This window comes from Streptomyces sp. Edi2 (assembly GCF_040253635.1).
Classification (GTDB): domain Bacteria; phylum Actinomycetota; class Actinomycetes; order Streptomycetales; family Streptomycetaceae; genus Streptomyces.
Genome location: NZ_JBEJGX010000003.1, coordinates 1,730,535 through 1,754,961, shown reverse-complemented (window position 1 = coordinate 1,754,961; position 24,427 = coordinate 1,730,535). Strand labels below are relative to the sequence as shown.

Sequence of the window (24,427 nt, the reverse complement as noted above, 5' to 3'; positions counted from 1 at the left end):
CCGCGGGCCGCCGCCCGCACACCGGCCGTGACCAGGGCATTCAAGGTGGCCGGGGCCCGGTGGCCCCCGGCCTTCTTGTCCTTCAGCCGCCCTGAGCCTGCCGCACCTCCTTCCGCAGGAGCTCGACGTAGTCACGGGCCCACCCCTCGACGGTCGCGCGGTCCCACAGGTCGGCCGAGTACTCCATGAAACCCGCGAGTACGTCCCCGGTGGGCACGAGCCCGACGGTGAGGTCCGCCCGGGATGCGGCCGGGGCAAGATCCTCGACAGTCGTGGTCAGCCCCGGTAGTTCGATGTCGGTCTCCAGCGAGCTCTGGTAGGCGAAGCCGACCGCCAGCTGGTCGGGCATGGTGATGCCCTTGCGCTCCCGCATCACCGGGGCGATCCGGCGTACCGGCATGACCTGATCGATGCACTCCACCGTCGTACGGGCGACCTGGTCCGTCAGAGAAGCAAAGGGACCGGCCGCGCCATTGCGCACCCGGAGTGCAAACCCCGTGGTCGCACAGGCCACCAGCGACTCGAAGTCGCGCCGCTCACGGTTGGCGTAGGAAATATTGAACAAGACGTCCGGCTGCCCGGACTTCTGCGACAGCATCCGCCCCAGGGCCGCTGCGGTGACCACGAACGGGGTCGTGCCCCGCTGCCTGGCCAGCTGCTCCACGGCGGTACGCACCTCGGCCGGCACGGTGAACATCACCATCCCGCCCTGCCCGCTCGCGATCGTCGACCGCGGCCGGTCAAGCGGCAGGCCGACGCCGAAGGGCACGCCGTCCAACTGGCGCAGCCAGAACTCCAGTTTCCGCTCGTCGGCGGCTGCATCGGCGTGGTCGCGCTGCCACTGCGCGTACGGGATGGGCTGATAGGGCACGGGTGTCAGGGTGTGCGGGACACCTGTCATGGCCGCGGTGTAGAGCGCGGCCAGTTCCTTCAGCAGCAGGCTGACGGACCATCCGTCGCACAGGGCATGGTGCAGGGCGAACAGCAGCACCCAGGTCTTCTCGCCGGTGCGCAGCAGGCGAAGGGTCATCGGAACGCCGCCGACGGGGTCGAGCGGCGTCTCCGCGGCCTCGGCGCCGGCGCGCGCCAAGGCGGCATCCCGCTCCTGGGGAGGCCGGGCGGTCAGGTCCTCGACGGAGAGGTCCACCGGCCGGGGACGAAGCACCTCCTGCTGCCAGCCTTCGCCGTCCTTGGCAAGGCGGGTCCGCAGGCCCTCGTGCCGTTCTGTGAGGCGGGTCAGTGCGGTGCGCAGCGCCGCCACGTCCAGGGCCCCGGAGAAGCTGATCCGCATGGCGACGTTGAAGACCTGCGGAAGAGGGTGACGGGCGTGAACCGAGGCGAAGCGCGCCTGCTGCTCGGTGGCGGGCGCCCGGCGTTCGACGGCGCCGCTCCCGTGATCGGCTCCGGACGGTCCGCGTTCTCCTGTTTCCCCGGTGAGACAGGACGTCATGGCCCGCAGCGTTGGCTCCTGGTAGAACCGCACCATGGGGTACTCGGTCCCGAACTCCTCCCGGACCCGGTTGACCAGCCGCATCGCGGTGATCGAGTGGCCGCCCAGGTCGAAGAACGAGGCATCTGCCGCGATGCCGTCGGCGTCGAGGGCGAACTCGGCCGCCCAGAGCTCCCGTATCCGCCGCTCGACGAGGTCGGTGCGAAGGCCGGGCTCGGCTCCTGTGCCGGGGCCGGCATCCGCCTCCTCACCGGTGGCACGTCGCTCCCGCCGCGGTGCCGCGGCGACGAGGCCGGGCGGCGAGAGCCTGGCGCGGTCCAGCTTGCCGTTGCCTGTCAGGGGCAGCTCGGTGAGGACTTCCCAGGCGCGCGGCACGAGATACTCCGGCAGCCGGGCGGCCAGTTCGTCGGCCATCAGGTCGGCGAACGCCTGCCGGTCGTCGGGGGCTTCGCCGACCGGGTCGGCGGGGATGGCGTAGGCGGCGAGATATGCCTCGTCCCCTTCGTTGCGGCGGGTCAGCACGGCCGCCTCGCGCACGCCGTCCAGGCTGTTGAGTACGCGGGAGACTTCCTCCGGCTCGATCCGGAAGCCGCGGATCTTCACCTGGTCGTCGGTCCGGCCGCGGAACTCGAGCTTTCCGTCCGTGGTCCAGCGCACCAGGTCGCCCGTGCGGTACAGGCGGGCGGCCGGGCCACCGTCCGGGTCCGGCAGGAACCGCTCCTCGGTGAATTCGGGCCGGTGCAGGTAGCCGAGGGCCACACCCGGGCCGCCGACGAACAACTCCCCCACGGTCCCGACCGGCACCGGGCTGCCCGACTCGTCGGCCACGCGCAGGCGCACATTGTCGACCGGGCGGCCGATGGCGATCGCCCCGTCAGCCGGGGGAGAGCCCTGAGGGGCCACGGTCTCCACCGTGCACAGCACCGTGACCTCGGTGGGCCCGTACACGTTCACCGTCTCGTACGGTGCCTCGGGCCGCGGGCGGGTGCGCAACACGTCACCACCGAGCAGCAGATGACGCAGCGGCGGCTGGTTGCCGGGCGGCAGCTGCAGCACCGCTTCGCCCAGTGCCGTGGGCAGGATGGAGAAGGTGACGCCCTGCCCGGCGTACCACCGGGCGAGGGCGAGCGGGTCCTTGCGGACCGCCTCGTCGGCGATCGTGACCGAGGCGCCCGCGGTCAGTGCCGGCCAGATCTCCAGGATCGAGGCGTCGAAGCTCTGGCTGCAGACGACGGCGCTGCGGTCGGCCGTGGTGAAGGCGAAGCGCCGGTGGTGCCACCGGCACAGGTCGACGACGGCGCGGTGGGGCACCGCGACGCCCTTGGGTGTGCCGGTGCTGCCGGAGGTGTAGAGGACGCAGCACGGGGACTCGCGGTCGGTGGCGGCCGCGGTGCGACGGGGCCGGCGCGGGGTGGCGTCGGGTGTCACGGTGGTCAGTCCGCCGGGCAGCGCCAGTGCGGCCGCCTCGGCCCGCGTGGACACCACGATCCGGGCCCCGGACTCGGCGATCACCTGCTGGGCGCGCGCCCGGCCGAGGGAGGGGTCGAGCGGCACGTAGGCGCGGCCCGCCTTGAGCACCGCGAGCATGGCCACGACGAGATCGGCGGAGCGTGGCAGCCACAGGGCCACCACGTCACCGGCGCTGCCGTCCGCGTGCTGTGCCTGGAGAACGGCGGCCAACTGCTCGGCACGCTCGTCCAGTTCACGGTAGGTCAGGACGGTGCCGCCGCTGATCACCGCCGTGCGGCCCGGGACTGCGGCGGCCTGCCGGGCCACCAGCTCGTGCACGGCGGTGTCCGGCGACGTACGGGAGGGGCCGCGCTGCCAGGATTCCGGTACGGGCTCCCCGCAGGCCGCCACGGCGGCAAGCCGGGACAGCGGTGCCTCGGGGGCGTCGACGGCCGCCGTGAGCAGGTCCCGGAAGGTGGTGAAGAACCGCTCGACGGTGTCCGGATCGAACAGGTCGGTGTGGTACTCCAGGTGGCAGCGGATGCCCTCCGGCTGGTCGGTGAAGTAGAGGGTGAGATCCGTCAGGGCCTTGTCCGGACCGGCGTCCAGCGGTGTGGCCACGATGCCGGGCAGGTCGAAGCGGAACGGTTCGCTGCGCTGGAACTCGGCGAGCACCTGGAACACCGGGGTACGGTCCACCGCCCGTGGCAGCGCGAGCTCGCGGACCACCGTCTCGAACGCCACGCCGGCGTGGTCGTACGCGTCGAGAGCGACGGTACGCACCCGGTCCAGCAGCCCGCCGAACCCGGGATCGCCGGACAGGTCGAAGCGCAGCGCGAGGGTGTTGACGAAGAACCCGAGCAGGTCCTCGGCCCGCTTCGGCCGGTCGGAGACGGGGACGCCGATGACGATGTCCTCCTGACCGGTGACCCGGTGCAGCATCGCCGCGTACCCGGCGAGCAGGGTCATGAACAGGGTGCTCCGGTGCGTACGGCTCAACTCCCGTAGCTGCCGGGAGAGTTCCGGATCCAGGGTGCGGAAGACCGCCCGGCCGTTGGAGGTCATCGTTGCGGGGCGCGGCCGGTCGGCGGGCAGGTCGAGCACGGGCAGATCACCGCCCAGCGCATGGAGCCAGTAGCCCAGGTCCTCGGCGGCCTTGGGATGGTCCACGGACGCCGCCTGCTCGCTTGCGTACTCCGCGTAGCTCCAGGGCAGTACCGGCAGACCGGGGGCGGTTTTGCCGAGTCCGGCGCGGTAGAGGGCGGACAGGTCGCGGGCCAGGACGGTGGCGGAGGCCGCGTCGACCACGATGTGGTGGAGGGAGAGGACGAGGACGTGCTCCTCGTCAGCGACTCTGACCAGACGGCTGACGAACAGCGGGCCGGCCGCCAGATCGAAACGGCGGGCGCTCTCTGCCGCCAGGACCTCCTGGACCGCGGCCTTTGGACGGCTGGTGCCGTCCACGACCTCGAAGTCCGGCCGGGCCGATGCCTGCACCACCTGCCGCGGCTCGCCTCCCGTCTCGTGGAAGACGGTGCGCAGCCCCTCGTGGCGGGCGATGAGGCCGTGCAGAGCCGCGCGCAGAGCAGGCACATCGAGCGGGCCGTCCAGGCGGATCGCCTTGACCTCGTTGTAGGCGGTACGTCCCGGAAGCAGCCGCTCCAGGAACCAGATCCGCTCCTGTCCCGGCGACAGCGGCGCGTCACCAGACGCGTCACCAGGCGTGTCGCGAGGCACGGGTGCGGGGGCGGCCGCCACGGAGGCGGCAGCGGCCGGCGCGGAGGCTGCCGGGGCAGCAGGCTTCTCCGGGTTCTCCAGGTAGCGACGGCGCAACGCGGCGATATGGGGGAGGCCCGCGCGCAGCTCGTCCGGCGCGACACCGAAGTCGACCAGTGTGACGATCTCGTCGGCGCCCGCCGTGGTCACCGCGTCCACCACCGGGCCGACGCTGTCCACCGTACCGATCAGGGCCCGCTGGTCGCAGTAGCGGCCGTACGCACGGCGGAACACCGTTTCCAGGTCGTCCTCGCTGAGGGTGGCGAGGTCGACGCTGTGCCCCAGGCTGTTGGTGACGCCGCTGAACAGTGACAGGGACGCGCGCATATAGCGGGACAGCGGTTCGTACGCCCCGGTCCGCGCGGTGTCGTGGTCTGCCGCGAGGTAGGTGTGCAGCAGGACGGCCACCCGGCCGGCGTCCGGATCCAGGCCGTGCCGGGCGCGGGTGCGGCGGTAGCGGGCGATGTTCTCCTGGAGCTGTTCGACGCTCTGCGTCATCAGGTTGGTGACGATGCCCAGGTCGTGGCGGGCGGCGAGCTCGTACGACTCCGGGTTGCCGACCACCGCGGTGTACATGGGCGGGGCGTCCTGCACGGGCCGGGGGAAGAGCCGCACCTCGCCCTCGCCGTCACCGGTGGTCCGCCGCAGCGCCTCACCGCGCCAGAAGTCCCTTACCTGCTGCACCTGTTCGTACATCACCTCCTTATGCCGGCCGAAGCGGTCGGGGAAGAAGACGAAGTCGTTGGCGTTCCAGCCGCCGGCCACGCCGATGCCGACCCGCCCGCCGGAGAGGTTGTCGACCATCGACCACTCCTCCGCCACGCGGATCGGGTCGTGGAGCGGCAGCACCACGGAACCGGCGTTGAGCCGGATGCGCTCGGTCTCGCGGGACAGCGCGGCGGCGAGCACCGCCGGGTTGGGGAAGAGGCCCCCGAAGGAGTGAAAGTGGCGCTCGGGCATCCACAGCGCGTGAAAGCCGTGCCGGTCGGCGAAGCGGGCGGTCTCCATGAGGAGTTCGTACTTGCCGTGGCGGGGCGTGGCGGCGTCCTGTGGGTAGTCGCCGAAGAAGTAGACGCTGAAGTCGGGGGTGCGGGGCGCGGCCGCCTTCGCGGGGGCCGGGCGGGGTGCGGTGGCCGCAGCGGTGTTCCGGGGCATGGCGGTCACTGCGGCGGATGCCGCGGTGGGGGCGGCCGGCTCCGGTGCCACTGCCTTCGGAACCGTCGCCTTCGGAACCACCGTCTTCGGAACCACCGTCTTCGGGGCCGCGGGCCGGCCGCCCGGGAAGAAGCCCGCCGACCGCAGCTCGCGCAGCGAGCCCCGCACCGCATCCGCGATGAACTCGATATCGCCGTCCGAGTGGGCGGTGGACAGGAAGAAGTTGCGCCACTCCCAGACATGCACACCACGCAGCATCAGGTGGTGGTACAGGAGCTCCATGTCGGCGCGGTGCTCGAAACGGAACTGGGAGCCGAAGTGGCTCATCCGCAGGGGGAACTCCTCGGCCTCGAAGAAGCCGTTGAGCGTGTCGGCCAGTCCGGCGGTACGCGCGTTGAGCTGTTCCTGCAGGCGCGGGCTGTGCTCCTTGAGGTGCGCGAGAACGGCGCGCGCGGCGACCATCGACACCGGGTGCTGGAGGTACGTACCGCCGAAGAACGTGGTGTCAGCGGGCGGGTAACTGGCGTCGCCGTACGTCCAGTAGCCGCCGTCGACGCCGTCCATGATGTCGGCGCGGCCCGCGATGGCTCCGATGGGGAAGCCGCCACCGAGCAGCTTGCCGTAGGTGGCGAGGTCCGGGCGGACGCCGTACAGCTCCTGCGCCCCGCGCAGCGCGGGGCGGAAGCCGGTCAGCATCTCGTCGAACATCAGCACGATGCCGTGGCGGCGGGTCAGCTCGCGCAGCTTCCGTACGAACTCGACGGGCTGCAAAGAGGGGTGTCTGCTCTGCACCGGTTCCACCACCACCGCAGCGATCTCCCCGGCCTGCCGCTCGATCGCCTCCAGGGCCGCGTCGCTGCCGTAATCGAGCACCAGCAGATCCGAGACGGCACTGTGCGGGATACCGCGGGAGACGGGCACGGTGGCCCGATCCGCCCCTGCGCCCGGGGGACGGCCGAGGACATTGTCGGCATGGCCGTGGTACGCACCCAGGAAGGTGACGACCTTGCCTCGGCCCGTGGCCGCGCGGGCCAGGCGGATGGCCGCGGAGTTGGCTTCCGTACCGGAGTTGGCGAACGCCACCCGCTCCAGGCCGGTCAGCTCGGCCAGTAACTCGGCCGCCTCGCCTGTCTCGGTGGTGCGGGGGCCGAGCTGGATGCCCCGCGACAGGTGCTCACGGACAGCCTCGGTGACAAAGGCCGGCTCGTGGCCGAAGAGCAGCACGCCGAAGCCCATGGTGATGTCGACGTACTCGTTGCCGTCGACGTCCGTCAGCCGCGCCCCGCTCGCCCGGCGGCTCGCAAGGGGGTAGAGCATTTCCTTGGTGCTGGTGCGGAAGCCGACGACGGCACGGCTGTCGGCCAGCACGCGGCGGTAGCGCTGGGCGATCCTTTTCGAGGCCGGGGTCCTGGCGGTGTAGCGGCGTACGAGGTCGTCCAGATGCTCCTGCTGGGAACGCGGCGAGGTGCCCTGGATCATGCCGGAGGCACGCGGGACGGTTACCCGGGGGCCGTGCATGCGGTGCGGCTCAGCAGGTCGCTCCGCGGCGGGTGCATCGGCGCCCATCTGCTCGGCGATGCGCTGCGAGAGTTCGGCCATGGCCGCCAGATCCCGGTCAAGGGCAGCACCGACGCCGTTCAGCCCGGTCACTCGGCAGCCTTGCCGTGGACCCCGAGCGTCGCCGAAGCAGCCTGGAGCGAGAGCAACTGGGAGATCTGGGACATCATCTGCAGCTGTATTTGCGAGATCTGGTGAAGCTTGTGGGCGAGGTCTTCCAGCTCCTGGCGCGTGGCGTAGTCGGGAGCGGTGGCGACGGGCGCGGCCTCCGGAGCGGACAGGGCGTGGGTGGCCACCGGCTCTCGCTCTCGCACGACGGGGGAGTGCCGGTCGGCAGGCTCCGGAGTCCAGGCCCGCTCCGCCGCGGACTCCGGCTCCCAGGCCCGCTCCGCCACCGGCTCCGCCACCGCCGCCGTTGCTCCAGGCAGCCGGTCGGCGATGAGCTTCGCGAGTAGGCCCGGCGTCCCCGTCTCCTCGAACAGCTCTCGCATCGTCACCTTGACCTGATGCTCCTGCTCCAGTTCGCGCAGCACGCTGATCATCTGCAGGGAGTCGGCGCCGAGGTCGAAGAAGGAGGTGTCGCTGGTGATGGCCGATGGATCATGGCTGAGGTGCCGCGCCGTCGACTCGGTGATGCTTCGACGTATCCGCTCCATCACTGCCTCGTGCTGTCCCACTGCGACTCCATGTATCTCTGGGTTTCTGGTGGGCAGGACCGGCAACTCCGGCCCTGTCCAGTGGTCTTTGTGCTGAAAGCGGTATCCGGGCAGCGGTATCCGCCGGCCCCCGCAGCCCGTCAGGAGCGCACGCCATTTGACGTCCGCTCCCGCGCAGTGCAACGCGGCCGCCGCGCCCCAGAGCGCCCCGAGCGCGGTGCCACGCCGCATGGACGGCAACGACCGCACGCTCGGCAGCGCCCGGCGCGCCAGACCACTCAGGGTGGTGTGCGGCCCGATCTCGAGCAGCACATCGGGCTCATGACGGCCGATGCCGCGCAGCGCCTCGTCGAAGCGGACCGGCTCACGGGTGTGCCGGAGGAAGTACGCGGCGTCCGGGGCCCACCCGGGCGGGCGTGTCACGCCGTCGAGCCCGCTGACGAACGGGATGCGCAGCGGCCGGAAGGCCACCTCGCCGAGGACCGTCCGGAATTCCTCCAGCATGGGCTCCATCAAGGCCGTGTGGAAGGCGCGCGCCACGGGCAGTCGCTCGCCCGGTATGCCGCGCTCGTCGAGCAGGGCGTCCAGCCGGTCCACGGCCGTGGCGGGCCCGGCGAGCACCCTGGCCCGTTCCCCGTTGGTCACGGACAGCTCCAGGCCCGGCACCTCGGCGGCCAGCGCCTGGGCAGCCTCCCGGTCGAGCGCTACCGCGGTCATCGCACCCGGCAGACAGCGTTGCTGCATCAGCCGGCCGCGAGCGGCGGTGACGCGAAGCCCCTCGTCGAGCGACAGGGCTCCGGCAGCGTGGAGCGCCGCGTACTCGCCGACGCTGTGCCCGGCCACGAAGTCCGGAGCGATACCGGCGTCGCGCCACAGATCGACGAGGGCGCACTGCAGCGCGAACAGGGCGGGCTGCGCCGTGTCGGTGTGCCACGGCCCGTCCGTCTGCGAGCCGTTCCCGAGCAGCCCGGCGAGCAGGGAGCCGCCGGTGAGGTCGCGGTAACGGCGCTCACAGGTGTCGAGCACGTCGCGCACGGTGGGAAAGCGCTCGTACAGGGCGGTGGCCATACCGGGGTAAGGGCTGGCCTGCCCGGTGAACTGGAAGGCCACGCGGGCGGAGCCTTCCCGCAGGGGCGTTCCCGTCGTCACCGCTGCCGGGTGGGTGCCGCTCAGCCAGGCGTCGAGGGCGTCGGCGAGGGCGACCGGGGTCGTGCCCCGGGCCGCGAGCCGGTGCCGGCCGTGGACGCGGCCGAGGGCGGTGGTGGTGACGAGGTCCGCCAGGTGTGCGCCGGGTTGCTGCCGCAGGCTGTCGCGCAGGGCGCCGGCGTTGGCGGCCAGGGCCTCCTCGGTGCTCCCCGAGACCAGGAGTACGTCCGGCACGGCGGCGGTGCCGGACCGGGGCGTGGGGTCGGGGGCCTGTTCGAGGACGAGGTGGACGTTGGTGCCGCCGACACCGAGGGAGGAGAGGCCCGCACGGCGCGGGGTGTCGCTCTCGGGCCACGGCCGGGCGGTCCGGGGAATGTAGAACGGGCTGCGGTCCAGGCCGATGGCGGGGTTGGGCTTGCTGAAGTTCGCCATCGGCGGGATGACGCCGTGCTGCAGGACCAGGAGGGTCTTGACGAGTCCGGCCACTCCGGAGGCCGCGTCGAGATGGCCGATGTTGGCCTTGGCCGAGCCGAGGGCGCAGTAGCCGGTGCGGTCGGTGTCCTCGCGGTACGCGGCGGTGGCACCGTCGAATTCGATCGGGTCGCCCTTGTGCGTGCCGGTGCCGTGGGCCTCCAAGTAGCCCATGGTCTCCGCGCCGACACCCGCACGCTCCAGCGCCTGGCGAATGGCGGCGCGCTGGCCCTGGGCGCTGGGAGCGCTGAACGCCTTCTTGCCGGCACCGTCGTTGCCGATGCCCCAGCCGCGGATGACGCCATGGATGGTGTCGCCGTCGGCGACGGCCCGCTCCAGCCGTTTCAGCACGACGGCCACCACCCCCGTACCGCCGACCGTCCCGTCCGCGTCGGCGTCGAAGGGCCGCAGGCATCCGGACCTGGACAGAATCGAGCCCTTGACGTAGCGATAGCCGAGTACTTGCGGCACATGGAGGGCGGCCGCGCCGGCGAGGGCTATGTCGCAGTCGCCCATGAGCAGCGACTGTGCGGCGAGTTGCACTCCGGCCAGGGAACTGGAGCACCCGCTCTGCACACTGAGGGCCGGTCCGGTGAGACCGAGCCGGTAGGCGACGCGCGTGGCCGTGAAATCGTTGTAGTTGCCGATCGTGATCTGCATCCCGGCCATCCAGTCGTCGACGGCCTGGCCGGGCAGCACGTTGTGGAGCAGGTAGTTCTGCAGGGCGTACAGGTGGTAGCCCGTACTGGCGTAGACACCCACCCGGTTGCCGTCCCGCTCGTCCGGGTATCCGGCGTTCTCCAGGGCGTGCTGGGCGCACTCCAGGAACAGGCGCTGCTGAGGCTCGGTGAGCTGGGCCTCGCGGGCGCTCATCCCGAAGTGCTGGGCGTCGAATCCGGCGATGTCATCCACCACACCGGACGCGCCGACGAAATCCGCCGCCCGGTACTGCTCAGCGGGAATACCGGCGGCAGCCAACTCTTCTTCCGTGAACCGGGTGATGCAGTCCGTGCCGTCGCGGATGATGCGCCAGAACTCCTCGGGAGTGGCGGCGCCGGGCAGCCGAAAGGCCATGCCGATGACAGCGATGCGAGGGTCGGGGGTGCCTGTCGTCATCAGCTGCGTCCCTCCGCCGCCGCCGCCGGCAGGTCCGGGCCGGCCGGTTCCTCCCTGCGCGGGACGGCCGCGCCGGCCCGTCGCAGGCTCACCAGGAGCAGGAGGACGCACAGGACGATGGCAAGGCCGTGGAAGGACGCCACCACCTGCAGCGGCGAGAACGTCTCCAGCAGCGCCCCGCTGACGAGCATCCCCAGACCGAAGCCGGCGTTCTCGGCCGAGGCGGAGAGCCCGAAGAGGCGACCGCGCTGCTCGTCAGGGGCGGCCTGCAGCCTCGTGACGTACACGGTCTCGGTGAATCCGTCGGCGGCCCCCGCGACGAGCGCGGCAATGATGGCCGGCACGGTGGGAAGCCCGCAGAACACCACGATGAACCCCGCCGACATCACACATGCCCCGAGCGCGAACGCCTGCTCGCCCGGCGTCCGGCCGGTCCGCTTGGCGACCCGGCTGAACACTTGCTGAGCCACGATGTTGCCGATCGCCCAGGTGGCCCAGAACTGGCTGATGAAGGTGGCCGGATGGCCGGGGTCCAGGCCGTGGGAATAGAGGGGTAAGGCAATGTTGTGGGAAGAGGAGCCCAGCCCGTCCGCCGCCCGTACGGCGATCATCACCATCAGCAGCGGGGCCGTCCGCAGCAGCATCCGGACAGTCCACGCCGTGGCACCGGAGGCCTCCCCCGGGCCGCCCTCGGGGGCTTCCACCGGCGCCTTTGCCCGGGTGCGCAGGGGCAGCAGGAACATGATCGTCGCAGAGATCACGAAGCTCACGGCGTCCAGCGCAAAGGCCGTGGAGTAGCCGTACTGCGCCACCACCACGCCCGACGAGGCGAAGCCGACGATCATGGCCAGCGACCGGCCCACGACCAGCAGGCCGTTGGCGCGGGCCCGGTGCTCGCTGCCGACGATCTCCGGAATGCTGCTGCGCAGAGCCACTTGTGAGAGCGTCGAGCAACCGCCGGTGACCACGGCGAGGAAGTAGAGCAGCGTGGCGCGCGCCCCCTCAGGGGCCAGCAGCAGTGTCAGCAGCGATATGGCCTGGCAGAGGTCGGCGCCGATCATCAGGCGCTTGCGGTCGTAAGCCGCGACGAGGCGGCCGCTCACAAAGCCCGACGCGAAGCTGGTCGCCAGGCGTACGGCCATGAAGAGTCCGGCGGCTAACGCGCTGCCCGTGACGTCGTAGATGAAGACGTTCAGCGCCACTAAATTCAGGTAACTGCCGTACGCCGAGATTCCATTCCCGACGACGAGCAGACGGAAGTATCCCATTCACGTTTCCTCTGGTCCACCGAAGGCCGTGAACCGATGAATTGAGGCGGAACGGTTTGCTCTCCTTGTCACCGGCCGAGCCGGCGGAAAGGGGAGCGCACGTCCCGACGGGGGGAGACGGCTTGGAACCAACCCGGAGGCATATCAGAATTGCCGATTCTCCGAGCTGCTGAACTCCCAGGTCAGGTGGTATATGCATGGTTCCGGCGGCCGGCCCGAACCGCAGCCTGCGCGCGTGTTCCGAGGCCTCTTGCGGCCTCTCCTGTCGCCAACTCCCGTATCATCTCCGATACTTCACCGCGTCATCCGTGGGGTGCCTGAACCATGGCACCCGAAATCCCCGCCGAGCCGGCCGGTATCAACACTCGCCTTGAGTCGCCCATGCCGCAGACTCGCATCCCCCCGGCTCACGGCAGCAATAGAAGGCCCCGAGCGGCTACTCATTCTCATTCACCAGTCAAGCATGTGCGCCCCGGCCGATCAAGACTTCTGGTCAGCCGCGCTGGAATCCGGTCGAGTTACGGCGGTCTTAGGACGCATTCCCTTTTGCCGAGAGGGATGTGGGGCCGGGAAAAGGGGAATGGGATTACCCCGCTCCGCTTCACGCCTGCGGGGACCGCGCCGGCTCGGCAGGGCCTCCGGGAATATCCGCGTCTCGGCCCACGGCTCGGGCTGCGGCACAGAGGGACGAAGGGACGACGGTGACCTCCGCGCACGGGCCATCGGCACTCCACCAGCCACCTGGTCGCCGCGACGCCGCCCCCGGCTGGTCGTCGCGGCCGGCCACCCGCTGCCCGGCAGTCAGCCCCCCGAGGCCTGAGGAAGCGAAGATCAACAAACCAAACGCGGACCTCGGGCGGCCTCACGCCGTCAGTGGTCCGCGTCCCTGTCCCTGTCCCCGGAAACGCCGAACGGGCGGCATCGTGATCACGATGCCGCCCGTTCCGTCAGTGTCCGAGGGGGGACTTGAACCCCCACGCCCGATAAAGGGCACTAGCACCTCAAGCTAGCGCGTCTGCCATTCCGCCACCCGGACAAGGTGTCTGCCGGTGCGGCCTGGGCCGTTCCGACGTGGAAAACAATAGCAAACATTCGCGGGTGGTCGATCACCCCGGCATTCGGCCGGAAGCAGGGCTGTGACCAGGGCATGTCGGGAGTATTGCGGCCTTGGGCACAGCGGGCGACGGGTGGAGGATGGCAGTGGACCCCGCCGTGGGCCGTGCTCTCCGGGGCGCGCGACGCGGCCGTGAAGCCGGAGGAGGCATTGTGAGCGAGCTTTGCGAGCGAACCATGGAGAGGTGCGTGCCCCGCGAATGCGGGGCCGAGCGAAGCGAGGGTGCGGCATGAGCGAGCTTTGCGAGCGAACCATGGAGAGGTGCGTGCCCCGCGAATGCGGGGCCGAGCGAAGTGAGGGTGCGGCATGAGCGAGCTTTGCGAGCGAACCGTGGAGAGGTGCGTGTCCTGCGAATGCGGGGCCGGGCGAAGCGAGGGTGCGGCATGAGCGAGTCGCAGTCGGGCCGTGCGGTCACCGGTGAGGACGAGGTCGTCGACCTGTGCCGGGATCTGATCAGGATGGACACCAGCAACTACGGCGACCACTCCGGCCCGGGGGAGCGGGCCGCCGCCGAGTACGTCGCGGAGAAGCTTGCCGAGGTCGGCCTGGAGCCGCAGATCTTCGAGTCCCACAAGGGCCGCGCCTCGACCGTCGCCCGGATCGAGGGCGAGGACCGCTCGCGGCCCGGGCTGCTCATCCACGGGCACACCGACGTGGTCCCGGCCAACGCCGACGACTGGACCCACCACCCGTTCTCCGGGGAGATCGCCGACGGCTGCGTCTGGGGCCGGGGCGCGGTCGACATGAAGGACATGGACGCGATGACGCTGGCCGTCGTCCGTGACCGGCTGCGCAGCGGGCGCAAGCCGCCGCGGGACATCGTGCTGGCGTTCCTCGCGGACGAGGAGGCCGGCGGCACCTACGGCGCGCGCTGGCTCGTCGACCACCACCCGCATCTCTTCGAGGGCGTCACGGAGGCGATCAGCGAGGTCGGCGGCTTCTCGTTCACCGTCAACGAGCAGGTGCGGCTCTACCTCATCGAGACGGCCCAGAAGGGCATGCACTGGATGAAGCTGACGGTGGACGGCAACGCCGGTCACGGTTCGATGATCCACAAGGACAACGCGATCACCGAACTGTCCGAGGCGGTCGGCAGGTTGGGCCGGCACGAGTTCCCGGTGCGGGTGACCAAGACGCTGCGCTCCTTCCTCGACCAGCTCGGGGACGCCCTGGGCACCGAGCTCGACCCCGAGGACATGGACGCCACCCTGGCCAAGCTCGGCGGGATCGCCAAGCTGATCGGCGCCTCGCTCAAGAACACCGCCAACCCGACGCAGTTGGGCGCCGGCTACAAGGTCAACGTCATCCCGGGGCAGGCCACCGCTCATGTCGACGGCCGTTTCCTGCCGGGCCACGAGGAGGAGTTCCTGGCCGACCTGGACCGGATCCTGGGCCCGCGGGTGAAGCGGGAGGACGTCCACGCCGACAAGGCGCTGGAGACCACCTTCGACGGTGCGCTGGTCGAGGCGATGCAGTCGGCGCTGCAGGCCGAGGACCCGATCGCGCGCGCCGTGCCGTACATGCTCTCCGCCGGTACGGACGCCAAGTCCTTCGACGATCTCGGGATCCGCGGATTCGGCTTCGCCCCGCTGAAGCTGCCGCCCGAGCTGGACTTCGCAGGGATGTTCCACGGTGTGGACGAGCGAGTGCCGGTGGACGGACTGAAGTTCGGGGTGCGGGTGCTCGACCGGTTCATCGACCAGAGCTGAATTCGGCGCGGATTACCTGCCTTTCGCGCCGGCTTCGCTGAAAAGGGTGAACCCGCCGATGTGTTCGTAGCTTCAACAGCATTTTTCTCGTTGCAGTGAGTGCGGTCCGCGGCTGGGATCGTAATTGCCTACAAGGAGGAATAATGATCAAGAAGGTCGTCGCCGCTGCTGCAGTGGCCGGTGGTGTCGTGCTCGCCGGTGCGGGCCTGGCTGTTGCCGACTCGGGTGCCCAGGGTGCTGCCCTGAACTCTCCTGGTGTGGTGTCCGGCAACACCATCCAGGTGCCGGTACACGTTCCGGTGAACGCCTGTGGCAACACGGTCTCCGTGATCGGGCTGCTGAACCCCGCGTTCGGCGCGGGCTGCGTCAACAAGTGACCTTCTGGCGTCCTTTGGCGTTGTATTTGCACCCGGTAAGGGGCTGACTCGGTCCGGCTCCGGAAGGCGCACCACGCATTCCGGAGCCGCTGGGTATTCGGCGGGCCGGTGGATCTTTCCGAAGATCCTCACTTGCCCGTATTCCTGTAAGGCACTAGGCAGGGGAACAACCTATGAGACAGGTCGCACGAAAGGGCCTGGTCACCATGGCGGCCGCCAGTGGCGTACTCGCCATGGCCGCCGGCTATGCACAGGCCGACGCGGGAGCCGCCGGAGGCGCGGCGAACTCGCCCGGTGTGGGGTCCGGCAACAGCGTCCAGGTACCGGTTCACGTTCCGGTGAACGCCTGCGGCAACACCGTCAATGTGGTCGGGCTGCTGAACCCCGCGTTCGGCAACCACTGCGCCAACGTCGGCGGCGGCCGTCACGTCGGCGGACACCAGGGCGGACACCAGGGCGGTGCGAACGCCGCCGGCGGGGCGTCGAACTCGCCGGGTGTCGCGTCGGGCAACAGTGTCCAGGCTCCGGTCGACGTGCCGGTGAATGCCTGTGGCAACAATGTCTCGGCGGCCGGGCTGCTGAACCCGGCCTTCGGCAACCACTGCGCCAATGGGTCGACACCGGCCCCGGGCAGGCCGCACCACCCGGGCAAGCCGCACCAGCCCGGCACGCCGCATCACCCGGGCAAGCCGCACCAGCCCGGTAAGCCGCACCACCCGGGCAAGCCCCATCAGCCGGGCAAGCCCAGCCAGCAGTCGCCGCACACGCCGGGGACGAAGCCGCAGACCGGGGGGCACAGCCAGATCGTGACGCCTCCCAAGCCTGTCGGTCACCTCGCGCAGACGGGTGCCGGAGGGGTCGGCTACGCGATTCCGGCCAGCGCCGGGCTGCTGCTCGGGGGCGCCTTGATCTACCGCAAGGCGCGCGCCGCCCGTCGGTGAGCAGCACGACATAGCGCACCGGCGTTCCACGGGAGCGGGCCCTGCCCAGCGGGGCCCGCTCTGCCGTGCTCAGACGCCGGTGGCGCTCACCATGTGGCGCGGAGCTGGCGGATGATCCGGCGGCGCAGCCGCACCTTGCGACTCCCGTCCGGGTTCAGGCGCAGTCGGTCCAACTCCCAGTGTCCGTACTCGGCATGGTCGGTCAGCAGGCGAGTGGCGGCCTTGCGGGACACTCCCCGTGGCACGTACACATCGCAGAATTCGTATTCCGGCATCGCATCTATTGTGCGGGACCGGCCCCGGTACGGATAGCGTCTGCACTATGTCTGATGCTGCGCAGCCTTCCGCTGCCGAGGTACGTGCCGCCGCCGAGGCGGTCAAAGCCGCGCTGGACCGTCACCTCGACGCGGTCGAACGCCGCTCGGGGCAGGACGATCCGGCCGTCTACGCCGCGTTCGACGAGCTCGCCGCGGCGGCAGAGGTCTATGACGAGCTGCTGTACGACACCTACGACGAGGTCACCCCCTTCGAGATCCCCGGGAGCGACGCACTGCCCGCCTACGCGGGCCCGGAGGAGCCGAGTGCGCTGAGCCTGCTGATCCGGCGCGATTACACCGTCGCCGAACCGCAGCGGCTGCTGCATCAGGCCCAGCGCATCGCCGACCTCGATCCGGACGCCGCCGACGAGGCGGCCGGCAGCAGCGCCGACGCCGCCGCGGTCGTCGGTACCAGCGTGCATGCGGCGCTGGGCGTGCTCTTCGGGGAGTTCGAACCGGACGAGATCGCCTCCCGGCACAAGGAATTCGGCCTGGAGGAGGGCGACTCCACCCTGTGGGTGGCGGCCGCCGACGACCCGGCCGAGCCGGGGGAGTGGCTGTCGGCGCCGTTCGATCAGGCGGACCCCCAGCGGGTGGTGTGCCGCTTCGACGTCAGCGCGGTCTTCGACGAGGAGCTGGACGACGACGATCTGGAAACGCCCGACCGCGGAAGGTAGACCGGCGCGGGGCGCGGGCTGGGTCCTGCCCCGCCGCCGTACCCCGGCCCGCAAGCCGCTGCCCCGGCCCCGCCACCGCATCCTGATCCCGTACACCGACCGCTGCCCCGGTCCGTCGGCAGGAGGCTGCTGACGGACCGGGGCAGCGGCTTGCGGGGCGTGCGGTGCGGGGGAGCGGGCCCGGTAGCCGGTCAGCCGGCCGCGGGCGGCTCCTCGGTGCTCTGGACGCTGTGCTGGAGCAGGGTGCGCAGCCGGGTCGTGCGTTCCTTGACGGGTACCTCGGCGACGGCGCGGGGCAGCGCCTGATCGACGCCCTGGACGACCGACAGATGCCGTTCGCCGCGGCTGAAGGCGGTGTAGACCCAGGCGCGGGTCAGGCCGGCGGCGGCGTCCCCGGGCAGCACGACCACTGCGGCGGGCCAGCGCATCCCGGCCGCCTGGTGCGCGGTGAGCGCCCAGCCGTGGCGTACGGCCCCCGCACCGACCTGCTCGCGCGGTACCACCGTCGCGGTGCCGTCGCAGTCGAGCTGCAGCCCGGATGCGTCCGCGCCGGTGACCGTGCCGGGCACCGTGCGGCCGGGTGCCGGGGTGTAAGCCACGCGGTCGCCGGGGTCGAATCCGCCGAATCGGCCGGGGCCGGGATTGAGCCGTTCCTTGAGGGCGGCGTTCAGCGCGCGGGTGCCGGCCGCGCCGCCGTGGCCGACGGTGATGACCTGGGTCTGCTCCGCGGGAACACCGAGCGCCCGGGGCACGGAGTCGGCGACCAGTTGGACGGTGCGGTGCACCGCCTCTCCGGCATCCCGCGCGGGAACGATCACCACTTCCTTGCCGGGCGCCTCGACCTGGCTCAGCTCGCCGATGCCGATGCCCGACACCAGCTCGCCGATCGGGCCGAAGTCCGGGGTGCGGGAGGCGACCTGAGGGCAGAAGCGGGCCGCCAGCAGATCGGCGAACAGCCGGCCGGGACCGGCGGACCACAGCCCCCCCGGGTCGCCGCTGAGCACCAGGCGGGTGCCGTCGGTCAGCGACTCGACGAGCAGCGCGGCGGCCTCCAGATCCAGCTGCGGGGCGTCCAGCACGACCAGCAGATCGAGCGCCAGGGCGCCGTCGGCGTCGCGGCCCGGACCCTGCCGGCCGGACAGCAGGCCGGACACGGTCGCCGCGGCCGCACCGGGGTCCATGGCCGCGCCGGCGGCCTCCGGAGCGTTTGCGGCGAGGTGGGCGGCCAGGCGCCGGCGGCCGTTCTCGGTGTGCGTGGCACCGTACGTCCGCAGGCCCAGCGAGCGGGCCGCGGCGATCAGCGCGGCGGGCTCCGCGCAGGCCGCCTCGGCACCGGTGTGCGCCACCAGGCCGCTGTGTGCCGCCGCGCGGATGAGCTCCGCGGCCGACGGCGACGGTGCGGCGGCCGCCGCGGCCTCCCAGGCGGCGGCGGAGGGGCGTACGGGCCGGGGGGTGGTGGTGCCGTCGGTGTCGGCGGGCGCTCCGGTGTCTCCGGCGCCGGGGGCCGGGGCATCGGCACTCTCCGTGGCCGGGCTCCGGTCGGCGTCGGCCGGCTCCGCGGCTGCCGTGCCGCCGCCGGGCTCCCCGCCGTCCGCCGCGGTGTCCTGCTCCGGCCCGGCCACCGCTTCGAAGGTGTTCAGCAGCCGTGCCAGGCCGTCGGCGACGCTCTCCTCGGCCATCGCGAACCGGTCCAGGCCGAGCAGGATCCGGACCGGCTGCTCGTCGTCCTCGTCGTCGCCCGTGGTGGGACGTGCCCGGCCCGGTTCTTCGATCGCGTCCTGGAAGACCAGTACGGCACCGTCCGCGATGGCGGTCTGCAGGGCCTCGTCGGGGTCGGGCACCGAGCGCTGGGCCAGGGCGGCGCGCAGCGCGGCGGCCTCCAGGGCGGAGTGCCCCGCCACGGCGGCCTGTTCCAGCAGCCAGCCGACCAATGCCTGTGCGCGCCGCTCGTCGCCGGGGCCGCAGGCCGGGCCGAGCAGCGCCCGGGCAAAGCCGTCGGCCTGCTCGGGGCGCACCCCGGGCACACCGAGCAACTGCCAGGGGTCCTCGCTCAGTGCCTCGGCGGCCCGCTCCCCGAGCACCTCCGCGGCGGGCTCCGCCAGCGCTTGGGGCGCGCCGCCCGCCGTGAGGACCTGCCGTACGCCCTCGATGCCGGGGGCCGCGGCCACGACGGGGCGGGGGGCGGGAACCGGGCCGGCCGGAGCCGGTGCGGCGGCCGGGCTCATGGCGCCGGTGTCCGTGACCGGGGGACTGGCCGGGCCGCCGGCGTCGGGTGCGGTGCCGGGCCGGGCGGCCTCCGGGGCGGGGCCGTGGGGGGCGCTCTGCTGCGGGGCGCGGCTGCCGTTCTCCGGGCCGTCCTCGCGGGGCCGGGCGGCGGGTGCGGCCGGCTGGGCGGGGCGGGGGGCGGAACGGGGTGCATCGTTGAAGAACGAGGCGGCCAGGCGCTCGCCGCTCTCCACCGCGCGTACCGCCGCGGCCAGCGCGTCCGCGGTCGCCTTGGCCGACGCGGGCGCCGAGGGCGCTGCGGGCGCTGCGGGCGCTGCGGGCACCGAGGGCGCCGCGGTCTCCCGCGCCGCCCCGGAGTCGGGAGCCCGGTCCTCGGCGTCGGTAGCCCGGTCCCCGGTGCCGGGTGCCGCGGGAGCCGGCTCGCTCACCGGAGCTGCCGTGTCCGCGGCCGGTGCCGGGGAGCTTTCCGGCGCCGTCGCGTCGGTGCCCGTTGCAGCCGTTTCCGCTGCAGCCTCCGCCTCCACCTCCGTTTGCGTGTCCGGCTCCGGTGCTGCGGCGTCCTCCGATGCCGTCGCGTCCGGGCCCGGCACCGTGGCGTCGCCCGCCGGCGCTGCGTCGTCCTCCGGTGCCGTGGCGCCCTCCGGTGCCGCGGGGGCCTCGGGCGCCGTGGCGTCGTCGGGTGTCTGGGCATCCGCAGTCCCGGGCGCGGCCTCCTGCTCGGGCGGGGTTTCGCCGGCGAGGCGGTCGGTACTCACAGCGTGCTCCAGTCGTGATCGGGGTAGTGGTGCACCGGAGCCGAAACATCGTCCAGCGCCCGGCGGATCTCGTCAGGAAGACTAAGGGTCTCCACTGACAATGCGGCTCTGAGCTGCTGCTCCGTCCGGGCGCCCAGGATCGGCGCGGTCACTCCGGGGCGGTCGCGGACCCAGGAGAGCGCGACCTGGAGCGGGGTGACGGCCAGTCCGTCGGCGGCGGTGGTGACCGCTTCGACGACCCGGCCCGCCGTCTCGTCGAGATACGGCGCGACGAACGGGGCCAGATGCTCCGAGGCGCCTCGCGAGTCGGCCGGCGTCGCATGGCGGTACTTGCCGGTCAGCACGCCCCGCCCGAGCGGCGACGACGGCAGCAGGCCCATGCCGAGGTCCAGCGCCGCCGGCAGCACCTCCCGCTCGACGCCCCGCTGCAGCAGGGAGTACTCCATTTGTGTGCTCGCCAGCCGGTTGCGTACACCGGGCGCGGCCAGCTGCCAGGTGGCCGCCTTGGCGAGCTGCCAGCCGGAGAAGTTCGACAGCCCCACATAGCGCGCCCGGCCGCTGGTGACGGCGAGATCGAGGGCCTGCAGGGTCTCCTCCAGCGGCGTGTGCGGATCGAAGGCGTGGAGCTGCCACAGGTCGACGTACTCGGTGCCCAGCCGCTCCAGGGAGGCGTCGAGGGCGGCGAGGAGATGGCGCCGGGAGCCGTCGACGCGGCGGTCCGCCGCCAGGACGTTGCCGGCCTTGGTCGCGATGACCAGGTCCTCGCGCGGAACGAGTCCTTCCGTCAGCCGGCCCAGGAGGTACTCGGCGCCGCCGTCGGCGTAGATGTCGGCGGTGTCCACGAGAGTGCCGCCGGCCTCCCAGAACGCCTTGAGCTGGTCGGCGGCTTCCTGCTCGTCCGTGTCGCGGGCCCAGTTCAGGGTGCCGAGCCCGAGGCGGGACACGCGAAGGCCCGTACGGCCGAGGTGCCTTTGCTCCATGGGCCTTGAGATTACTGGGCATGAGCCGGGAACAGGGGACCTGTGGACAACCCGCCGATGACGGCCGGCGGGGGTGCGCGCTACAGTCCCCGGAACAGCGACGTTACTGATCGGTAAGGGGAGCGGCATGAGGCTTGGCATCAACCTCGGCTACTGGGGCGCCGGGATGGACTCCGACAATCTCGCGGTGGCGCAGGAGGCCGACCGCCTGGGCTATGCCGTCTGCTGGGCCGCGGAGGCCTATGGCTCCGACGCGGCCACCGTGCTCTCCTGGGTCGCGGCCCAGACCGAGCAGATCGACATCGGTTCGGCGATCTTCCAGATCCCGGCGCGTGCGCCCGCGATGACCGCGATGACGGCCGCCACCCTGGACTCCCTCTCCGGGGGCCGGTTCCGCCTGGGGCTCGGCGTCTCGGGGCCGCAGGTGTCCGAGGGCTGGTACGGCGTCAAGTTCGACAAGCCGCTGGCGCGCACCCGCGAGTACGTGGACATCGTCCGCAAGGCCATGACCCGCGAGCGGCTGTCCTACGAGGGCGAGCACTGGACCCTGCCGCTGCCCGGCGGCCCCGGCAAGCCGCTGAAGCTCACCGTCCACCCGCAGCGTGAGCACATCCCGCTCTACATCGCCGCGATCGGCCCGAAGAACCTGCAGCAGACAGGTGAGATCGCCGACGGCGCTCTGCTGATCTTCCCCTCGGCCGACCACCTGGAGGAGACCGCGATCTCGCACCTCCGGGCCGGCCGCGAGAAGGCGGGCAAGACGCTGGAGGGCTTCGACGTCTGTCCGACGCTGCCGCTGGCCGTCGGCGCGGACAAGGACGTCAGCGCGCTGGCCGACATGTTCCGTCCGTACACCGCCCTGTACGTCGGCGGTATGGGCAGCCCGAAGCAGAACTTCTACAACCAGCTCGCCCAGCGCATGGGGTACGGCAAGGAAGCCGCCGAGATCCAGAGCAAGTACCTGTCCGGCGACAAGGAGGGCGCCGCCGCCGCGATCCCGGAGCAGCTGATCGACCAGACCACGCTGCTCGGCTCCGTCGAGCGGATCGCCGAGCGGATGCAGGCCTACGCGGCGGCCGGAGTGACCACCCTGACGCTGGCCCCCGCGGGCTTCACCCTGGAGGACCGCCTCGCCTCGCTGCGGGCCGGCACCGAGGCGCTGGAGCGGGCCGGCCTGGCGTAGGCCACCGGGCCGGCAGGCTCGTACCGGAAACCCTCCGGCGCCGGCACACGGCCCGGCGTCCGCAGCGCCGGGCCGGTCGGCCCCGCGGCCGTGGCGGGGGCTCGGGGGATCTTCCCCGCCACGGCCGGCAGGCAGCACAACGCGGTGATGCGCGCCCGGGTTACGCCCGCCACCAGGACGGACATTGCCCGGACAGCCGTACGGACCGCCGCTCCGGTTGCCTCCCGCGGAACACGCCCTTTGACTTTTCCTACGGGTGTGTCCGTTCGGAGGTGGCGCAGATGATCTCGGCCCGAAGCCTGTTCCAGGAGATCGTCGACAACGACGACTCCTACCGCCTGTTCTGCTCCATCGCGGCCAGCGGAGAGGCCCAGGGCGGCTGGGAGAACGGCCGGATCGCCGCCCTCGTGCCCGCCGCGCTGCGCGAGCTGGCGCCCAAGGTCACCCGGCACGGCGCGGACGAGGACAAGCACGGCCGGATCTTCCACGCCCTGCTGCGCAAACGCGGCCTGACGCCCGCCGCGGTCCCCGTGGAGACCGACTACACCGCGCTGCTGGAGCGGCAGGGCATCGGCCTGGCACACGACAAGCTGCGCCGCGACGAACCGCTCACCGAGCTCGACATCATCACCTACCTCGCCCACAGCCGGGTCACCGAACAGCGTGCCGCCGACCAGATGGTGATGCTCACCAAGTACTTCGGCGACCACCCCGAGGTGGGCAAGGCGATCCGGGTGATCTCCCACGACGAGGACAACCACCTGGCGTACTGCCACGAGGAACTGCTGCGGCTGGCCCGCCTCGGCCACGGCCGGACCATCCAGCGGATCCTGCACGACTGCGCCCACGCCGAGATCGTCATCTACCGGGACGTCAGCCTGGCCGTGATGGACCACATGGGCCGCATCCTGCGGTGGCCGAAGGCGAAGAACGGCGGGATCATCACCGGGATCCGGGCGATGTACGGCTATGAGCGGCTGGGCGGCTGGCGGCGGATGGTCAGCCTCCGGATGCCCGAGCGCCGGGACGCGCTGGGCGGCCCGGCCACCTCGGCGCCGGAGCTCGTCTGAGCCCTCCGCGGGCGCCCGGCCGCCGGGACCGCCCGGGTCACAGCCAGCCGCGGCGTTTGAACAGCCGGTAGAGCGAGATCTCGATGACGATCATCACCAGCAGGATCGCCGGATAGCCCAGACGCCACTTCAGCTCCGGCATGTGCTCGAAGTTCATGCCGTAGATGCCGGCGATCAGGGTCGGTACGGCCGCCAGCGCCGCCCAGGCCGAGATCTTGCGCATGTCGTCGTTCTGCCGTACGCCCATCTGCGCCAGATGGGCGGCGAGGATGTCCGAGAGCAGCCGGTCGAGGCTCTCCACCGACTCGTTGGCGCGGGTGAGGTGGTCGTCGACGTCGCGGAAGAACGGCCGGGCGTGGTCGTGCACGTAGGGCACGCCGGGGTTCTGCAGAAGGGTCATCGGTGCGGCCAGCGGGCCGGTCGCCCGCCGGAATTCCAGCACCTCGCGCTTGAACGCATAGATCTCGGCCGCGGTGTTCTTGGTGTCCCGGCGCACCGGAGCGAACACCTCTGCCTCCAACCCCTCCAGATCCAGCTGGAGTTCGGAGGCCACTTCGATGTAGTGGTCGACCACGGCGTCGCAGACCGCGTAGAGCACCGCGCCGGGGCCGTGCCGCAGGATCTCCGGGTGTTCCTCCAGCCGTCGGCGCACCGCCGCCAGCGGGCTGGCCTCGCCGTGCCGGACGGTGACCACGAACGCCTCGCCCAGGAAGACCATCACCTCCGACGAGGTCACCGTGGCGGCCTCGTCGTCGTAGGTGACCGGCTTCAGCACCATGAACAGCGAGTCGTCGTAGACCTCCAGCTTGGGCCGCTGATGCGCCTTGAGCGCGTCCTCGACGGCCAGCGGATGCAGCCCGAATCCGCTGCTGACGAGATCGAACTCGCGCTCCGTCGGCTCGTACATCCCTAGCCACAGGAAGGCATCACCCTTGGCCCGCGCCTCCTCCAGCGCGCGGGAGAAGTCGGTCGCACACTCGGCGCGGCGGCCGTCCCGGTAGATGGCGCAGTCCACGATCACACCTGGCATTCTC

Annotated in this window: 13 protein-coding genes and 1 tRNA gene; 6 read left to right on the top strand and 8 right to left on the bottom strand. The window is 71.7% G+C overall.

Translation table 11 applies throughout. The annotated features are described in order from the left end of the window. Positions 1 to 82 precede the first annotated feature (82 nt). The 4 genes from ABR737_RS11215 to ABR737_RS11200 form a co-directional block, all read right to left on the bottom strand. Positions 83 to 7,429 carry a MupA/Atu3671 family FMN-dependent luciferase-like monooxygenase gene (locus tag ABR737_RS11215; RefSeq protein WP_502964477.1) on the bottom strand — a complete coding sequence of 2,449 codons (7,347 nt, stop codon included), beginning with the start codon at positions 7,427 to 7,429 and terminating at the stop codon, positions 83 to 85. Between the two features lie 47 nt (positions 7,430 to 7,476). Further along, positions 7,477 to 10,776, bottom strand: a complete 3,300-nt coding sequence (locus ABR737_RS11210) for a type I polyketide synthase (RefSeq protein WP_350250033.1) — start codon at positions 10,774 to 10,776, stop codon at positions 7,477 to 7,479. Beyond that, on the bottom strand, positions 10,776 to 12,044 hold the full coding sequence (locus tag ABR737_RS11205) for an MFS transporter (RefSeq protein ID WP_350250032.1): 1,269 nt from the start codon (positions 12,042 to 12,044) through the stop codon (positions 10,776 to 10,778). Before ABR737_RS11205 ends, ABR737_RS11210 begins: the two co-directional genes overlap by 1 nt. A gap of 951 nt (positions 12,045 to 12,995) precedes the next feature. Further along, positions 12,996 to 13,080 (bottom strand) — tRNA-Leu (locus ABR737_RS11200). A gap of 461 nt (positions 13,081 to 13,541) precedes the next feature. Between ABR737_RS11200 and ABR737_RS11195 the strand changes: the two genes are divergently transcribed. The 3 genes from ABR737_RS11195 (at position 13,542) to ABR737_RS11185 (ending at position 16,185) form a co-directional block, all read left to right on the top strand. Next, positions 13,542 to 14,867, top strand: a complete 1,326-nt coding sequence (locus ABR737_RS11195; RefSeq protein WP_350250031.1) for a M20/M25/M40 family metallo-hydrolase — start codon at positions 13,542 to 13,544, stop codon at positions 14,865 to 14,867. Positions 14,868 to 15,010: 143 nt separating this feature from the next. Then, positions 15,011 to 15,244 (top strand): chaplin, encoded by a 234-nt coding sequence (locus tag ABR737_RS11190; RefSeq protein ID WP_129297185.1) that lies wholly within the window; start codon positions 15,011 to 15,013, stop codon positions 15,242 to 15,244. A gap of 173 nt (positions 15,245 to 15,417) precedes the next feature. After that, positions 15,418 to 16,185: a chaplin gene (locus ABR737_RS11185; protein ID WP_350250030.1), complete on the top strand. Its 768-nt coding sequence runs from the start codon at positions 15,418 to 15,420 to the stop codon at positions 16,183 to 16,185. A gap of 86 nt (positions 16,186 to 16,271) precedes the next feature. On the opposite strand, the gene ABR737_RS11180 is transcribed toward ABR737_RS11185, so the two are convergent. Continuing rightward, positions 16,272 to 16,460 carry a DUF5703 family protein gene (locus ABR737_RS11180; protein WP_006607658.1) on the bottom strand — a complete coding sequence of 63 codons (189 nt, stop codon included), beginning with the start codon at positions 16,458 to 16,460 and terminating at the stop codon, positions 16,272 to 16,274. 47 nt (positions 16,461 to 16,507) lie between these two features. Here ABR737_RS11180 and ABR737_RS11175 point away from each other — a divergent pair, with 47 nt between their 5' ends. Next, positions 16,508 to 17,179, top strand: coding sequence for a hypothetical protein (locus tag ABR737_RS11175; RefSeq protein ID WP_350250029.1), 672 nt, complete (start codon positions 16,508 to 16,510; stop codon positions 17,177 to 17,179). Between the two features lie 191 nt (positions 17,180 to 17,370). Here ABR737_RS11175 and ABR737_RS11170 read toward each other — a convergent pair whose 3' ends face one another. After that, on the bottom strand, positions 17,371 to 20,160 hold the full coding sequence (locus tag ABR737_RS11170) for a helix-hairpin-helix domain-containing protein (protein ID WP_350250028.1): 2,790 nt from the start codon (positions 20,158 to 20,160) through the stop codon (positions 17,371 to 17,373). Continuing rightward, on the bottom strand, positions 20,157 to 21,140 hold the full coding sequence (locus tag ABR737_RS11165) for an aldo/keto reductase (RefSeq protein ID WP_350250027.1): 984 nt from the start codon (positions 21,138 to 21,140) through the stop codon (positions 20,157 to 20,159). The genes ABR737_RS11170 and ABR737_RS11165 overlap by 4 nt, the downstream gene beginning before the upstream one ends. 127 nt (positions 21,141 to 21,267) lie before the next feature. Here ABR737_RS11165 and ABR737_RS11160 point away from each other — a divergent pair, with 127 nt between their 5' ends. Next, entirely contained in the window at positions 21,268 to 22,323 is a 1,056-nt protein-coding gene (locus ABR737_RS11160) for an LLM class F420-dependent oxidoreductase (protein WP_350250026.1), read from the top strand. 281 nt (positions 22,324 to 22,604) lie between these two features. After that, complete coding sequence (locus ABR737_RS11155; protein ID WP_350250025.1) at positions 22,605 to 23,393, top strand: ferritin-like domain-containing protein; 789 nt, start codon at positions 22,605 to 22,607, stop codon at positions 23,391 to 23,393. A gap of 37 nt (positions 23,394 to 23,430) precedes the next feature. On the opposite strand, the gene corA is transcribed toward ABR737_RS11155, so the two are convergent. After that, a complete protein-coding gene (gene corA / locus ABR737_RS11150; protein ID WP_350250024.1) occupies positions 23,431 to 24,423 on the bottom strand; it encodes a magnesium/cobalt transporter CorA in 993 nt (330 codons plus the stop codon). Positions 24,424 to 24,427: the final 4 nt, after the last annotated feature.